13 protein-coding genes and 1 tRNA gene are annotated in these 14,973 nt (G+C 63.4%); 5 read left to right on the top strand and 9 right to left on the bottom strand.

Going from position 1 to position 14,973, the window contains the following annotated elements; translation table 11 throughout:
- The first annotated feature begins 121 nt into the window (after positions 1–121).
- A tRNA-Met gene (locus tag SU48_RS09895) sits at positions 122–198 on the top strand.
- A gap of 84 nt (positions 199–282) precedes the next feature.
- Here the strand turns inward: SU48_RS09895 and SU48_RS09890 are convergent.
- From SU48_RS09890 to SU48_RS14380, 6 genes are all read right to left on the bottom strand, one after another.
- Entirely contained in the window at positions 283–603 is a 321-nt protein-coding gene (locus tag SU48_RS09890) for a hypothetical protein (protein WP_157451233.1), read from the bottom strand.
- Positions 604–661: 58 nt separating this feature from the next.
- A complete protein-coding gene (locus tag SU48_RS09885) occupies positions 662–1,864 on the bottom strand; it encodes a butyrate kinase (protein WP_064015115.1) in 1,203 nt (400 codons plus the stop codon).
- A 271-nt stretch (positions 1,865–2,135) separates the two neighbouring features.
- Positions 2,136–2,699 (bottom strand): ribosome hibernation-promoting factor, HPF/YfiA family, encoded by a 564-nt coding sequence (hpf, locus tag SU48_RS09880; protein WP_064015981.1) that lies wholly within the window; start codon positions 2,697–2,699, stop codon positions 2,136–2,138.
- Positions 2,700–3,056: 357 nt separating this feature from the next.
- The gene (locus SU48_RS09875; RefSeq protein WP_064015114.1) at positions 3,057–3,623 is read right to left on the bottom strand and encodes a hypothetical protein; all 567 of its coding nucleotides are present in this window, start codon (positions 3,621–3,623) and stop codon (positions 3,057–3,059) included.
- 122 nt (positions 3,624–3,745) lie between these two features.
- A complete protein-coding gene (proC, locus tag SU48_RS09870) occupies positions 3,746–4,537 on the bottom strand; it encodes a pyrroline-5-carboxylate reductase (RefSeq protein WP_064015113.1) in 792 nt (263 codons plus the stop codon).
- 225 nt (positions 4,538–4,762) lie between these two features.
- The gene (locus SU48_RS14380) at positions 4,763–7,225 is read right to left on the bottom strand and encodes an HD-GYP domain-containing protein (RefSeq protein WP_157451143.1); all 2,463 of its coding nucleotides are present in this window, start codon (positions 7,223–7,225) and stop codon (positions 4,763–4,765) included.
- Positions 7,226–7,625: 400 nt separating this feature from the next.
- Here SU48_RS14380 and SU48_RS09860 point away from each other — a divergent pair, with 400 nt between their 5' ends.
- From SU48_RS09860 to SU48_RS09850, 3 genes are all read left to right on the top strand, one after another.
- On the top strand, positions 7,626–8,438 hold the full coding sequence (locus tag SU48_RS09860; protein WP_064015111.1) for a 50S ribosomal protein L11 methyltransferase: 813 nt from the start codon (positions 7,626–7,628) through the stop codon (positions 8,436–8,438).
- The gene (locus SU48_RS09855; RefSeq protein ID WP_064015110.1) at positions 8,399–9,127 is read left to right on the top strand and encodes a 16S rRNA (uracil(1498)-N(3))-methyltransferase; all 729 of its coding nucleotides are present in this window, start codon (positions 8,399–8,401) and stop codon (positions 9,125–9,127) included. The genes SU48_RS09860 and SU48_RS09855 overlap by 40 nt, the downstream gene beginning before the upstream one ends.
- A gap of 181 nt (positions 9,128–9,308) precedes the next feature.
- Entirely contained in the window at positions 9,309–9,638 is a 330-nt protein-coding gene (locus SU48_RS09850; protein WP_019010649.1) for a cyclic-di-AMP receptor, read from the top strand.
- A 64-nt stretch (positions 9,639–9,702) separates the two neighbouring features.
- Here the strand turns inward: SU48_RS09850 and SU48_RS09845 are convergent, their stop codons facing one another.
- Positions 9,703–10,026, bottom strand: coding sequence for a hypothetical protein (locus SU48_RS09845; protein ID WP_064015109.1), 324 nt, complete (start codon positions 10,024–10,026; stop codon positions 9,703–9,705).
- A 75-nt stretch (positions 10,027–10,101) separates the two neighbouring features.
- On the opposite strand from SU48_RS09845, the gene SU48_RS09840 reads away from it, so the two are divergent.
- Complete coding sequence (locus SU48_RS09840; protein ID WP_157451142.1) at positions 10,102–10,620, top strand: hypothetical protein; 519 nt, start codon at positions 10,102–10,104, stop codon at positions 10,618–10,620.
- Between the two features lie 25 nt (positions 10,621–10,645).
- Here SU48_RS09840 and polA read toward each other — a convergent pair whose 3' ends face one another.
- Positions 10,646–13,456, bottom strand: coding sequence for a DNA polymerase I (gene polA / locus SU48_RS09835; protein WP_064015107.1), 2,811 nt, complete (start codon positions 13,454–13,456; stop codon positions 10,646–10,648).
- Positions 13,457–13,607: 151 nt separating this feature from the next.
- A complete protein-coding gene (gene glmM / locus SU48_RS09830; protein ID WP_064015106.1) occupies positions 13,608–14,951 on the bottom strand; it encodes a phosphoglucosamine mutase in 1,344 nt (447 codons plus the stop codon).
- Positions 14,952–14,973: the final 22 nt, after the last annotated feature.

Genomic DNA, 14,973 nt, shown 5'->3' with positions numbered 1-14,973 from the left:
GGGGTGTTGACAGTTCGCAAAACCCGCGCTACTATTCCTAAGCGCCGGAAGAAACACCGTCCGGCACGATGAAAAGCAACCAAAGCACGGTTTATCTGTGTCCAGAAGTTGCCAAGGTTGACGCAGGGTAGAGCAGTCCGGTAGCTCGTCGGGCTCATAACCCGGAGGTCGCAGGTTCAAATCCTGTCCCTGCAACCAAAGCAGTAAGAACGAAAATTCCCCGCCGAAAGGTGGGGTTTTTTGTTGTGGTTCGGCTGTGTTCCGTCTTCGCTGTGTTTTGCTTCAGCGCATCTGGTCGCGCACTGCCGCCAACATGTCTTCAAATTCATCCTGAAAATCGTCTTCCAGTTGCTCGTCGCGCACCAGTTCGTCTTGCAGCGTCGTGCTTTGTTCGCGTGTCCAGCGCACGCGGGCATTCCTTGCCGTACTCACGTTACCCTTGCCCGCGATAAACCGGGCCGCATGCCGCACCGCTTCGCGCGGGTCTTCGGTGGGCGCGATCACGCTCAGGTTTCGCAGGCCGCTGCGGTCATTCACCAGCGAACAGATGACTTCTACGCGCTGGCCTTTGCGGGTTAGGAACACCTGATCCACGCGCCACATGCTGGTGGCCCGAATCGGTTCCGGCGCGGCGCGGGCGGCCTGTCGGCGGCGGGCCACGCTAGCTGTTCTCGCTGTTGGGGGTGGGCAGTGGAGGAGAGGTGGTGACCGAACTTGCGGCAGCCGGGGTCGCCACTGGATCAATGAGGGCGGGATTCACCAGAGCTGCGTCGATCGGTGCTGGGCCAACCGGAGGTGCGGCGTGCGGCCACTGGCGCACCTGCTCCAGCCCCAGCAGCACCCGGCCCACGCCTTCGGCCAAAGCTTCCAGTTCCAGTTCTCCGGGCACCACGATTACGGGGGCGATCCACGCCACGCGCCGTTCTATCCGGTCTACAAGGGCGTCCCAGCGGGCAATACCGCCTGTAAGGGCAATAGCGTGGGGGCGGCCCGGCAGCGCGGCGCACTGCTCGCCAATCGCCTTACACGCCTGCTGCACAAAGGCGGCGGTGGCGGCCTGCACGCCCGCGTCACTCAGTTCGCGGGCTTCCAAGTCCTTCAGGTTGGCCGTTCCGGTCAGCGCGCGGAAGCCGCCTTCTCCGGCCAAGAGGCGCAGGGCTGCGGCCTCGCCATGTTCGCGGGCCAACTTCAGCAGGGCACGGGTGGGCAGTGGGCCGCCCTGCATGGCTCCCATCGGGCCGCCATCGGGGCCAGTGCCCGTCGTGTCTATGGCGCGGCCTCCATCAAAAGCCGTGACGCTGGTGGTCGCGCCCAAGTGGGCCACCACAACTCTGGCGTCGCCCAGCCGTTTGCCGACTTCGTGCGCGGCGCGGCGGGCCACCACGCGGGCATTCAGGGTATGAAAGCGCGTGGCCCGCGTGACGCCCTGCACGCCTGTCGCGCGGGCTTCGGGCAACAGTTCATCCACACTCTGCGGGTCAACGATATACGCCGGAACGCCCCACACCTCGGCCAATGCCAGGGCCAGCGGCCCTCCAAAATTGGCAGGCTCGGACGCGCCCTCACCTTGCAGCGCGTAGTCGGCCAACTCCGGCGTGACTCGGTAGGTTCCGGCAGGCACGCGCCCGATCAGGCCGCCGCGCCCCACCACCGCGTCGGGTGCGGGCCAGTCGGCGGTCAGGGTGCGAATCTGGGCATTCAGGTCGGCCAGTTGTTCAGTACTCGGCGGGCCAGAAAGCGGCAGTTCGGCCCGCTCCAGTTCGACCCGCAATTGCCCCGGCAACGCAGAATTTAGGCTAGGTTCAACCCTTGCACACGCCAATTTCACGCTGCTCGACCCCGGATTGATCACATGCGCGATCATAAACGCCACAGCGTAGCATTCCCGCCGCGAATCTGCGCTGTCCTTTGTCGCGGATCAGCAAGAAAGGAGGGCATGCGTTCGGTTCTGCCTTTGCCTTGTGCCGACCTTGCCCAGTACGAAATTTCTGGAAGGAGAGGGAGGCCAGCAGTGAAGAAGCCTGATTCTCAGCATCTGACGCGCTGGCCAAAGCTTAATCATCTGGACTACACCCACTACGGAGCGGGGGCCAGAACAATGTTGAGTTCTGGCCCCCGCCTCAGTACAACTTACTTTAGCTGGGTTCGATCAGGCCGAAATGTCCGTCGTGGCGGCGGTACACCACGTTGCAGGTGTCGGAAGTCATGTTCTTGAACACGTAGAAATCGTGTCCGAGGGCTTCCATCTGAGCCACCGCGTCCTCGGCGCTCATGGGGCGCATGTCGAATTTTTTCTGGCGCACGATTTCGGGCCGGAATTCGCTCACGTCGTCCAGGCCTGCGGCCACATCCGCTTCGGCCAGGCCGGGTTCGGGGGCAGGAATGGGTTCGGTGCGGTGCTTCAGGAAACGGGTCTTGAATTTGCGAAGCTGACGCTCCAGCACGTCGCTGGCCTTGTCTATGGCGGCGTACATGTCGGCGTGGTGTTCTTCGGCCCGAATGATGCCGTTGGGCACGTTCAGCTGCACTTCAACGCGGTTGCGCCGTCCTGAATCCCGTACTTCTCTGACCGTCAGTGTCACGCGTGCATCGGTGATCTGGTCGCTGTAGCGATCAAGTCGCGTGAGTTTGTCCTCGACGTAATCGCGCATCGCGTCGGTGACTTCAACGTTTCGGCCAGCAAGCTTGTAGATGTGCACGGCTTTCACTCTCCTGTGTCCCGGCAGGGGCGGTAGGTTGTACGGTCTTGCCGGGAGTTCACTGTATACGCCGGGTCATACGCTTGTCAGGCGAACAGATCACAGCGCAAACTCATCTGACGCAGTATCTTAATGAGCGGAGAACTTGCCCACGCTGACCCTGATTCCGGCCCCGCCCGGAAGTCGTTGCGGTGTGCTGGCAAGCTGAGTTTTACCTGACTGGCACAGGACTGCCCACCCGCTGAGGCCGGGAGCTGAAGCAGAAGATGCGCTGCGAGCCGTCCCGCGCCTGTTCACGTACCGAAGATGAAGAATGAAGCAACAGCGCTGCCGCTGCCGCCCTACTTGCAGAAGCCTTTACTTCACCAGATCGATCTGGCTGCCGTCGGCGGTCTGGTAGCGCACCACGCCTACTGTCGGCACAAAATAGGTCAACTGGGTGCTCTGTGTGCCGCTGCTGGTCAGCACGGTGCGGATCAGCAGGGCGTTGTAGGACGTTGTGCCGATTCGCACCGGCTCTACGCCCATGACCCGGCTGACCGATTTCAGTGTGGCGCTCCCGGGGGTGCCGCTGCTGCTGCTCCACGTTTGCCCAGGCGTCAGCGGGCCGGGTGGGTACACGTTCAGGGGCGGCGTGTACCAGTTCACGCGCCCGCCCGCGTTCACGCCGCGCAGCCACACGCTGCCGTCAGCGCGGTATTCCATCAGGTCTTGGGTATACACGGTGCTGCCGTACTGGTGGGCCACCGGAACCACACGCACGCCCCGAAACACGGCGGGCGGGCCGATTTCCTGCGTTTCGCCACTGGTATAAGTCCAGCGCAGGCCCGCTTTCTGGGGATAGTACCCGTTGGGGGGGGCCGCGCCTGCACCGGGGGCACAGGTCAACAGCAGCAAAGAACTCAGGCAGGCGGCGACACGCATCCGGCCCACGCTAGGGCATCCGGCCTCACACGGGTCTGACTGCGGGATGTGGGTGGTGGGGTGCAGGTGCGGGAAAGGTGTAGGAGCCAGATTTCTCTGCCTTCCCACAACCCACACCTCCCCTACTCCTGATCGCGCCCCAGCTCGATGCTGCGGCGGGTGGCGGCAATCACAGCTTTCATCAGGCCGCCGCGCACGCCCGACTCTTCCAGCGCTTCCAGTCCGGCAATGGTTGTTCCGCCGGGACTGGCCACTTCATCTTTCAGCATGCCGGGATGCGCCCGCTGCTGCAGCAGTTCTCCGGCGGCCACCAACAATTTGGCGGCCAGTTCGTTGGCGAGGGGGCGGGGCAGGCCCATTCTGACGCCGCCGTCTGCAAGGGCTTCGGCCACTACAGCGGCGTAGGCGGGGCCGCTGGCGCTCATGCCCGTAAAGGCGTTGAACAGGTGTTCGGGCAAATCGTACACGTCGCCCACCGCGCCGAATAGGGTCATGGCAAAGGCCAAATCTCCGGCGTCCTGAGCTTCACGCGGCCCCGTGATGGCGGTCTGGCTGCGGCCAATCGTGGCGGCCAGATTGGGCATCACGCGCACCACACGCTTGGTGCCCAGTCGCCGCACCAGCGTGGCCGTACTTACGCCCGCCATTGTGCTGATGTAGCCGGTGTTTTCCTGCGCCAGCCACTCGGTCACTTCGGGGAACACACGGGGTTGCAGGCTGACCAGCACGCGCCCTGCATGGGCCAGGTCGGCCCGCTTGATGACCCGCGCTCCGGTGCGGGCGGCAATCTCCTGAACACGGGCCGTATTGACATCGAGCAGGCCGATATCGGATGGGGCGATGACGCGCTGGGCGGTCACACCTTCGAGCAGGGCGAGGCCCAATTTGCCGACGCCGACGATGGCAAGCTTCATGGGGCGCAGTATACGGACGGGTCGGCGTGGGCGGGGCGTGCCTGTGCAGCCCAGAGCCGTTGATCGCAGCAGGCGCAATGTTCCGGGCGGTGTTTGGCAGTGCTGACCGCATCGGAGAAGCCGTGAAGGCGAGACGCGTCCTAGCTTCGGACTTCGCGCTTTGGGGGTCTGCCGCCCCCTTCACAAGCTGTCGTGGCGGTTCTGAGTCTTTGTTACAGCTCTGTGTTACAGCCCTATTCCCGCCGAACCTGCACGGGCATTGCCGTCGTCCAGACTCCGCAGCACACCTTCAAATTGTTCCAGAATGTTGGGGTCGAGGTGCGTGCCTGCCATACGGCGCATCTCGAACAGGGCGTCGTGCTGAGTCCACGATTCCTTATAGGGGCGCTCGCTGGTCAGGGCGTCGTACACGTCAACCACGGCAAACAGCCGCGCCAGCATGGGAATTTCGTGTTGTGTCAGGCCGTCGGGGTAGCCCTGCCCATCCCAGCGCTCGTGGTGGTGGCGCACCACGCTCAGCACTTCGGGCGGCACGAATTCCTGTTCTCTCAGCATCTGTTCGCCAATCGTGACGTGCTGGTGCATCAGCTCGCGCTCCCGCGTCGTCAGCGGGCCAGTTTTCAGCAGCACCGCGTCCGGAATGGCAATTTTGCCGAGGTCGTGCAGGTACGCGCCCCAGCGTAGGTGCGTCAGTTGGGTAAAATCCAGATCCAGATACAGGCCGAGTTTCAGGGCCAGTTCGGTCACGCGGTCTGTGTGGCCTTTGGTTTCGTAACTGCGGTACTCCAGCACCGTGCCCAGCACCCGGAAGGCCTGTTCGCGGGTATGGGCTAGGGTTCGCAGCGCCACATACCGCTCGGCGGCGCTGCCCACCCGCTGCGCGAGGAGCGCCAGCAAGCCGGGGGTTTCGGGGGCAGGGCTGGCTCCCTCCCGCGTGTCCAGCAGCGCCAGTACGCCGGTCGTGCGCCCCGAGGAAAAAATGGGCGTCAGCAGGGCGCTGGTCAGCGGAAGGGGCAACATCGGGTGCGGGGCACTCAGCAGCAGTTGTTCGCCGCCGCTGGCGACGCTGCGCAGCATGCTCTGCGGCACGGTCAGTTGTTCTTGGCCCACCTGCACGATAGAGGTCAGGTCTGCCGCGCCGCCCTCCGCGCCCCGTGTGGTCTGCACCGTCAGGTAGGTGCCCGACTGCGCCCCGGTGCGGCCCGTCAGGTGGGTCAGCCCACGTTCGGCCAGCGTATACGGAATGTCGGTTTCCCCCAGACTCCGCAGCAGGCTCAGGGCGCTCAGGTGTCCATCCGACTCCGAGCCGGGCAGGTCGCCCAGCAGGCTCTGCAGGTGCGCGGGATGCTGGGCGGCTTCCAGCAGCGCCGCCCAAGCCGCCGGATTGGGGTGAGAAGGCCAGTACGGACACTGGAACACCCACGCCCCAGCCAGAGGCCCCGCCGCCCGCAGCGGCACAACGAGCGTGGCCTGACGCGCCGCCTGTCGCCCGAATGCCAGCACGAACGGTGTGGGATCGTGTCCCGCCGCCAGCCGCCGCACCAACGCGCTCCCGATCACAGGGTCTGGGTTGGCCGGACTGAGGGTGCCCAAGCGTACCGGGCAAAATGCCTGTGCTGGCCGCTGAGTCTGGGGTGTCGCCCCCGGCTCTGGCCGCTGCACCGTGATGAGCGCCGCGCCTCTGGCTCCCACGAGGCGCATGGCCGAATGCAGGGGGGCCTCGGGGGGAGCGTCGTGGGTGGCGAGGGCCAGCAGGTCGCGGTGCAGCACGCTGCCGAGGTGGGCGGCCCGCTCCCGCCGCTCGGCCTGACAGTGGGCGCGGGCTTGGGCGGCCAGCAACGTCAGCACGGGCAGGGCCGCCACCTGTGCCTGCTCTCCTGACTCCTCTGATGAGGCGGCTGATGAGGCAGCGGGCTGTGTTCCGGGCGCGGCGTAAGGTCTCTGCACCGACAGACAGCCTACCGGCGTGCCGTCTGGGGCATAGATCAATTCGGAGGACTGCTGAGCCCCGGAGCCGTGGGGTGCAGCCTCGTAAGCCGCGTTCTGCGCCGTGTGTAGGGTCACGCCGTCGCTGAGGTGGAGTTGCGCTCCGATCCCCTGCGCCTGCCAGAACGCCACCACTGCCGCCAAGGCCTCCGCAAAAGGCAGGGCCAGCCAGCCCAGCATAGGGGCAGGAGTCGCCACCGGAGACGCTGCCGAAGTCTGGGGCGGTGTTGCAGCACGGGCGGAGGGCCAGCGCAGCGTCAGGTACACGGGCTGTGGGCGGGCGTGGCGCTTGTCTGCGGGGCCGTTTTTGTTGACAGAGACTGCGTTGTCCGGGGCTGCGTTCACAGAGACTCCGGCACTGCCCAGCCCACCTGCTCCGGACGGCTCGTGAACGGACGAGTGCTGGCCGTATGGCTGCCGAATGGGGCTGCTGAAACACAGATCGGCGGTGGCCGCGCGGCGGTGCTGACCCGGCCACCTCACACCCGCCGGGGCCGCACCGGACAGCCGGGCGTGGCCAGTCAGCCGGGCCGCCGTCAGGTGGCGCTCGCGGATACAGGGCAGCCAGGCCAGCGCCGCCCGCACCTTGTCGGGGGCCGCCGACTCAACCGACAACTGCCCGTCGGGATGCAGGCACAGCTTGACCTCACCGGGCGGGACTGGGTGCGCCGAAGTCGCGCGGGCTGAAGTTGAAGTCGCCACAACAGCAGACGCCCCGGCTGGCGCGTGCGGTGTATGGCGACTTTCCTTCAATTTGCCCTCCCAACCTAGGCCTGCTCCATTCTTGTCTTGTCCCGGCAGGCCTTTAACCGAGTGTAAGGCCAAACGCTGAAAATCAGAAGAGTTAAGGAAGTCACCTCTTGGGGGATTGCACGCTTCGCTGCTTGGTGTTAAATGATTCGATGTTGACCTACCGCTGCAATGTTGGGAGTGGTCATAGGCAAAAGAGCGGGCATCAACGTGTCTTTACCGGGCTTGCTCAGGTCACATCAACGGGTTTAAGAATAGATGAGCACATGGACATTAAACTTGAGTCGGCAGACTGTGGCTTCCGGTCGGCGGTGCGGGCCAACCAAGCAAAGCAGCCGCTACACTCTGGCCTATGTTGGTGTACCACTTGCCCGGAACCTTCGAAACCCGTGAAGCCCACCTCGACCTGCTGTGGGAGGCGGGAGCCACTGGCCTTGAAGAACGCGCCGGATTGATCCGCGCTTACTTTGACGCCCCAGCCGACGTGCATCCCGATATCGCTGACGGCGAGTGGCAGGAGGAAGCCGAGCAGGACTGGCAAGCCGAATTTCGCCGCACACTGCGCCCTGTGAAAGCTGGCCGCCTGACCATCGTGCCGCCGTGGTTGGTGCAGGAGGTGGAAGCAGGGCAGGTGCCGCTGATCATCGAACCCGGCATGGCGTTCGGTACAGGTCACCACGCCACCACACGCATGGCCGTAGAAGCCCTCTCGGAACTGGATTTGGCCGGATTACGCGTGTTGGACGTGGGCACAGGCAGCGGCGTCCTCGCCATCGCCGCCGCGCTGTTGGGTGCAGACCACGCGGTAGGCGTGGACATCGATCCCATCACCATTCCGATTGCCCGCGAAAACGCCGAAATCAACAGTGTGCCCGCCAGACGCAGCCGCTTTGAAGAAGGCTCTTTGGGGCTGGGTGACGCAGACTGGCAAGATCGGCCTTTTGATGTGCTGGTCGCCAATCTGTACGCCGAATTGCACGACCTGTTGGCCGGGGAATACGCAGCCCACATGCAGGCAGACGCGCCCTTGATCCTGACCGGAATCCTGACGGGCAAGCTGCCACTGGTGCGGGAAGCACTGGAGCGCGAAGGCTTTGGGGCCGTGCAGGTGCGCGAAGACGGCGAATGGGTGCTGCTGACCGCCCGCGCCCCTGCTGCCCGGTGACGCCTCTCCGGGTACGGGTAGACGCCCTCACGCCCACTATCTTGCTCGGCGTGCGTGAGGCACGGCATTTGCAGGTCTTGCGCCTCACACCCGGCGACAGCCTGCGCGTGTTTGATGGGCAAGGTAGCGAGGCCGAAGCCACCCTGACCGAACTGACCGAGGTGGGCGCGGTACTGACCCTGGGCGCGGGCGTACAGGCCACCGCCGAAACGCCGCAGCCCGTCACCCTCGCCATTGCGCTCCTCAAGGGCGACAAACTCAGCGACGTGACCCGCGCCGCCACCGAACTGGGCGTGGCCCGTATTCAACTGCTCATCACGCGACACGCCGACGCCCGCGAAATCGGCACGCAAAAGCTGCTGCGCCTGCGCCGGGTGGCCGAAGAAGCCAGCAAGCAATCCCGCCGCGCCGTGACGCCAGAAATACTGGAGCCGATGCCTTTGGCCGAATTTGCATGGTCAGGCACGCTGTTCTTGGCCCATCCCGGCAGCCGCGCAACCTTGGCCGAACACCTGAACTGGCAGGCCCCAGTGACCGTACTCACCGGGCCAGAAGGCGGATTCTCTGACCCCGAAGTGTCACAGTTGCAGCAGCGCGGCGCAGTCTTGGTGACGCTTGGCCCACGTATTCTGCGGGCCGAAACTGCGCCGATTGCGCTGCTGGGGGCGATCGTGGCAACTGGGGTTTAAGGTCTAAGGTGCTGGGGCGGGGGTGTCGGCTTGTCCGCTGTTCAGGTGGGCAAGGCCTTGAGCTTAAGACCGTTATGGAATCCCTCAACCCTATACCCTTAGACGCCCTTGCCCGCAGCAATATCTAAAGCCCACGTCCCCCTGACGCCGCCCTCACCGTCCCTCTGCTATCCTGCGCCTCATGAAGCTCGTGCTGGCGGTTATTCAAGACGCAGACGCCTCTGCGCTGGTTCGGGTGCTGTCCGAAAATGCCTTTGAAGTGACGAAACTCGCCAGCACAGGCGGGTTCCTGCGCGAAGGCAATACCACCCTCATGATCGGCGTGACCGATGAACGGCTGGCCGACCTGAAGCGGCATGTGCAGCAAACCTGCCGCGCCCGCACCCGCCTCGTGACCCCCGGCGTCCCAATGGGCGAGCAGAACGAAGGCTTGGTCAGCGACCCAGTGGAGGTGCCTGTGGGCGGCGCGGTCATGTTCGTGATGGGCGTGCAGGAGTTTGTGAAGGTCTAAAGTGAATCAAAGGCGGCAGGTGCACTCACCACGCCGCCTCAATTCTGCTTTCTTCCCCAATGTTTTAGGCGTCCAGCCCGCCATCGGCCAAGTGCAATTTCTCGGCCACAGCCATCAGCGGCGGGCGCTGGGCTTCGGGCAGGGTGTGGGCGTACTGCTCGGTCTGCGCGGCTAGAGGCGGAAGGGAAGCATTGGCTTCGGTAGCCATGCCCGCTTGCAGCAACTCGGCCAGCTTGCCCAACTGTGCAGCCAGCAGTTTGGCAGGGGCGGGGTCTTCGGCGGCCAGTGCGGACTGCGCAGCCAGCAGCCGGGGCACGGCGGTCTGTACGTCAATTTGCTCTGCGCCGCCCGTCAGGAGCGCCAGTGTCGAAGTCAGGGAATCGGTCATGGGGGCAGAAGATCGCATAGGCGCAGGCCACACGGTAGGACTGCTCCCCTTCTGAAGAGGGTGTAAAGGCTGGGTGTGGAATTTCGTGTACTTTGCGGAAAGGAGTTGTGGGGTCAGTTGACAAGGGATAATTATCGAGGGCGTTTATACAAGGAAGCGAGGCGCAAACCACGGCCTGTGCAGTGTTTTTTTTGGGTGTATTCCGAATCTTTCCTTGACGCAGAAGAGCAACTTGAGATGTTCACAGGAGCGAGGAAAGATTTTGATGATTCTTTGCACTTCTATTGCCAAACCATTCGGCTCAGATTAGAAAATGAAGCACGGGACACTGGACGGGTAGACCAAGAAGGACTGAATGTTCAGGAACAATTGAGAACTTTGTTTGCAACGATGACTTTGCCAAACTTTGAAAACGTTGATTTCGAGCGATATGAAGAACTGACCTCCCGCCTGTCCTCTCCCCTTCCATCGTCTACGTCGTTAGGAAAATTTCAGCAAGCGGTCACTCTTGGCTTGGTGAGTTGGGAAGGAATGATTGTGGTTGCCGAGTTTGAGCATCAATTTATCTTGATTGACCTTGCCAATCTCGCTTGATCTAAGCCCATCAAGTTTATAAACCCTACTTCGTGTCGTACCAGTTCGGCCCCACGCCTACTTCTACGGCCAGCGGTACGCTCAGTTGCGCGGCTCCTTCCATCACGCGCTGGGTGAGGGCGGCCACTTCGTCCGCGCGGTCTTCGGGGGCTTCGATCAGCAGTTCATCGTGAACTTGCAGCAGCAACCGTGCGCCCAGCGCCTCCAGTTGCGCGTCTAGTTGCACCATCGCCACTTTAATAATGTCGGCAGCCGTGCCCTGAATCGGCATGTTGTAGGCCAGTCGTTCCCCGGCTTCGCGCAGGGTGCGGTTTGTCGCGTTCAGTTCGGGCACGTAGCGGCGGCGGCCATACAACGTTTCTACGTAGCCCTTCTCGCGGCCCTCGGCAAGCGTGGTATCGATGTACTGGCGAATACCCGGATAAGTGCTGAAATACACGTCGATGAACCCGGCGGCCTCGGCGTAAGGAATGCCCAGATCGTTAGAGAGGCGGTGGGCGCTCATGCCGTACAGCACGCCAAAATTGACGGTTTTGGCGGCGCGGCGTTGGTTGGCCGTAATAGTGGTTTCGTCCAGCCCCAACACCTGCGCGGCGGTGCGGCGGTGAATGTCCGCGCCTTCCAAAAAGGCCTGCTGCATCAGCTTATCGCCCGAAATATGGGCCAACAGCCGCAGCTCGATTTGCGAATAATCCGCGCTGATCAGGCAAAAGCCGTCGTCGGCAATAAAGCCCTTGCGAATCTCGCGCCCCGTTTCGGAGCGGATGGGAATGTTTTGCAAGTTGGGATTCAGGCTGCTGAGGCGGCCCGTTGCCGCTACCGTTTGGGCAAAAGTGGTGTGCAGGCGGCCTGTGCGGGCATTCACCAGCTTGGGTAGCGGCTCCAGGTAGGTGCCGCGCAGTTTTTCCAGCTCGCGGTATTCCAGCAGCGCCGGAATAATCGGGTGTTCGTTTCTCAGCGGTTCCAGCGCACTGATGGCGGTGGTGCGCTTGCCCGTCAGCTTGGTTTTCTTGCCACTCGCCAGCCCCAATTCGTCGTACAGCACGGCTTCCAGTTGATCCCGGCTGCGAATAGGGAAGACCCGGCCCGCGTGGGTGTGAATCTCGCCTTCCAAGCGGGCAATTTTGCCAGAAGTCGCGTCGGCTAGCCCGCGAATATACGCGCTGTCCAGCCGCACGCCGCGCACTTCCATGCGCGTCAGCACGGCGGCCAGCGGCACTTCCATCTCTTCGTACAGCTTGCGGCGGGGTTCGTCCAGCTTCGATGGCAAGATTTCCAGCAGGCGGTGCGTAATGGCGGCGCGGCCAGCGGCTTCGGCGGGCCAGAGGGTGCCCAGATAACGTTGACTCACGGCGGGCATGGCGGTGTTGGCGGGGTCAAGCAGGTACGCCATCAGCAGCGGATCGGCCCCCGGTTCCACCTTCAATCCGCGTACATTCAGATGGGCGGCGAGGGCTTTGGCTCCGGCGGCTGTCACGGTGCGCTGCCCGATAAACTCGGCCTCACTGACAGTGGCTGGGAACTGAACCGCCAGCTTTTGCGCGGCTTTTTCGGCGTCCTTCACCAGTTTGTCGGCAGCCTTCTGCTGGGTTTTGTTCAGTGGTGTGGTGGGAGCCGTGCTGTCTGGTACGTCGTCGAACAGGCCGCCGGGTGCGGGCGCGGCGCTGGCCGTGTCCCGCACAGGCTCGATCAGTGGAGCCACCCGCGCCGCCTTGCCGTCAAACGTAGCTGCCCCGGTCAATTCTGCCGTCAGATCATCTTCCCGTGACAGTACATAGCCCCACGTCACGTTCTGGGCGGGCGTTTTCCATTCGGCCAACGTGGGGGCCTCAAAGCTGGCAGTGTCTTCGCGGGGCATTTGCGTCTGTGAAGAGATGCCGGGCGCACTTTTACCTTTGGCCGCAAACGGTTCGGCCCCCGGCCCGCCCGTGCCGCCGATCATGGCTGCAATGTCGCGCTTGAGGGTATGCAGTTCCAGTTCGTCCAGCAGCACTTCCAGTTGCACCGGGTCGCCGGGAAGCCGTCCCACACCCAGTTCCAAGTCCAGCGGCAGGTCGGTGACCATGCACGACAACTGGTGGCTAAACGCGACATCTGCTTCCGAGGCGATCAGCTTTTCCCGCGTGCCCTTCGGCTCCAGCGTGCCCGCTTTGGCGGCGGCCATCACGGCGTCCAGCGTGCCGTATTCCTGAAGGAGTTTGGCGGCGGTCTTCGGCCCGATGCCCTTCGCGCCCGGAATATTGTCGCTGGCGTCTCCAGTCAAGGCGCGGTAATCCACCCACTGCCGCACCGTCACGCCGTATTTTTCCAGCACTTCGGCAGGCCCGATCAGGGAAAAATCGTTGGAAATCACGCGCACGCTCTCGTCCAGCAGTTGGTAGGCGTCGCGGTCACTGGTCACGATCCGCACCTGAAAGCCCCGGCCCTCGGCCATGCGCGTAATAGAGGCGATCACGTCGTCGGCCTCGTACCCCGGTTCCTCTAAGCGCGGAAACCCGATGGCGTCCACGATGGCGCGAATCCGGTTGATCTGGCCCGGTAAGTCGGTGGGCGTGGCGGCGCGGCCCGACTTGTACCCCTCGAACTGCTCGTGCCGGAAGGTCTTCACGGGTGGATCGAACACGATGATCATCTGGTTGTTGGCCTGCCGCGCCAGCCTCAGCGTCATTTTCAGAAAGCCGACGATGGCATTGGTGGATTCACCTTTGCTGTTGCTAAGGGGCGGCACCGCAAAATAAGACCGGAACGCCAGTGCATGCCCGTCGATCAGCACCAAGGTATTGGGATTTGCTGTGGACTGCCCTCCGTTCGGGGCATCGTCGGTGGGGGTGGTCATGGGGGCATTCTCTCATATGGGGGCCGCTGTGCCGCTTTCCGTACCCCTTAAATAGGGTTTCGGAAGCTGTAAGAGCAGAGGCGGAACGGAGAACGTGGATCGTGGTTTGGCTTTTTCCACCATCCACGATCCACGTTCTTGTTGTTACGGTTTACGCCCCCGCTGCCGCGTTCCCCCGCTCCTCCACCACCGCCGCCAGAATCCGCGCCACTTCATGAATCTCGGTTTCATCCGGCCCTTCCACCATCACGCGGATCAGGTTTTCGGTGCCGCTGGGGCGCAGATTCACGCGGCCACGCCCATTCAGGCGGGTTTCGGCGACTGCTACGGCGGCCAGCACGTGTGCGTCGGCGGCCAGCGCCTTCTTGTCTTTCACGCGCACATTCACCAGCGTCTGAGGAAACATCACCAATTCGTCGTGCAGGGCGTCCAGCGTGGTGTTCAGCTTCCGCATGCTCGCCAGCGTCAGCAGGGCGGTCAGCACGCCGTCTCCTGTGGGCGACACATCCAAAAACAGCACGTGCCCGCTCTGTTCGCCGCCCAGCGTCAGGTGTTGCCCGTGCAACCGCTCGTGCACATAGCGGTCACCCACAGCGGTGCGCTCCAGCGGAATGCCTGCCTCGCCCAGTTTCACTTCCAGCGCCATGTTGGTCATGATGGTCGCCACCACCGCCTTGTCGCCGCGTGCGCGGGCGTTCAGCAGCAGCATATGGTCGCCGTGAACCACGTTGCCGCGAGAATCGATCATCAGGGCGCGGTCAGCGTCACCGTCGAAGGCCACGCCCAAGTCGTAGTTGCCTTCGCGCACAATCTGTTGAAGGTGGGCCATGTGCGTGCTGCCGCACTCGCGGTTGATGTTGCGGCCATCGGGCGTGGTGTACACGGCAAACACGTCGGCCCCCGCAGCCTGAAACACCTTCGGGCCAACCCGAAACGCCGCCCCGTTCGCGCAGTCCATCGCCACCCGCAGTCCTGTCAAGTCTGGCGCGTGAGACTTCAGATAATTGACATACAGGCGCTCGGCTTCGGTGTAGTTGGTCACGCTGCCCAGCGCAATGCCCGTGACTGGTGCAAATGAGGCCACATCATCAATCGCGGCTTCAATTTCGTGTTCGGTGGCGTCGCTCAGCTTTTGGCCGTCGCGCCCGAAGAACTTGATGCCGTTGTCTTCGTAAGGATTGTGGCTGGCGCTGATGACCACGCCTGCATCGGCCTTCAGGTAGCGCGTGAGGTAACTGACGCCCGGTGTGGGCAGCACCCCTACATGAATCACCGTGACGCCCCGGCTGGTCAGGCCCGCGGCGAGCGCGGCTTCCAGCATATCTCCGCTCTGGCGCGTGTCTTTGCCAATGACGACGCTGGCTTTGCCGCCGCCCGCCCGTTGCAATACTTCTCCGGCGGCGGCTCCCAGCGCCATCACCCAAGCGGCCGTCAGCGGAAATTCGCCCGCCACAGCACGCACGCCGTCTGTTCCAAAATACTTGCGGTCACTCATAGTCGGGTCATCATACGCCCCT

It is taken from the genome of Deinococcus puniceus (assembly GCF_001644565.1).
Classification (GTDB): Bacteria; Deinococcota; Deinococci; order Deinococcales; family Deinococcaceae; genus Deinococcus; species Deinococcus puniceus.
This window is presented reverse-complemented; position numbering and strand designations above follow the sequence as displayed.

What these genes read in the sequence shown, in the direction of transcription:
- proC (WP_064015113.1), bottom strand. Translation starts at nt 4,537, where the DNA reads ATGAAGCTTGCCATCGTCGGCGTCGGCAAATTGGGCCTCGCCCTGCTC.
- SU48_RS09875 (WP_064015114.1), bottom strand. Translation starts at nt 3,623, where the DNA reads ATGCGTGTCGCCGCCTGCCTGAGTTCTTTGCTGCTGTTGACCTGTGCC.
- glmM (WP_064015106.1), bottom strand. Translation starts at nt 14,951, where the DNA reads ATGAGTGACCGCAAGTATTTTGGAACAGACGGCGTGCGTGCTGTGGCG.
- SU48_RS09860 (WP_064015111.1), top strand. Translation starts at nt 7,626, where the DNA reads ATGTTGGTGTACCACTTGCCCGGAACCTTCGAAACCCGTGAAGCCCAC.
- SU48_RS09885 (WP_064015115.1), bottom strand. Translation starts at nt 1,864, where the DNA reads ATGATCGCGCATGTGATCAATCCGGGGTCGAGCAGCGTGAAATTGGCG.
- polA (WP_064015107.1), bottom strand. Translation starts at nt 13,456, where the DNA reads ATGACCACCCCCACCGACGATGCCCCGAACGGAGGGCAGTCCACAGCA.
- SU48_RS09850 (WP_019010649.1), top strand. Translation starts at nt 9,309, where the DNA reads ATGAAGCTCGTGCTGGCGGTTATTCAAGACGCAGACGCCTCTGCGCTG.
- SU48_RS09890 (WP_157451233.1), bottom strand. Translation starts at nt 603, where the DNA reads ATGTGGCGCGTGGATCAGGTGTTCCTAACCCGCAAAGGCCAGCGCGTA.
- SU48_RS09855 (WP_064015110.1), top strand. Translation starts at nt 8,399, where the DNA reads ATGGGTGCTGCTGACCGCCCGCGCCCCTGCTGCCCGGTGACGCCTCTC.
- SU48_RS09845 (WP_064015109.1), bottom strand. Translation starts at nt 10,026, where the DNA reads ATGACCGATTCCCTGACTTCGACACTGGCGCTCCTGACGGGCGGCGCA.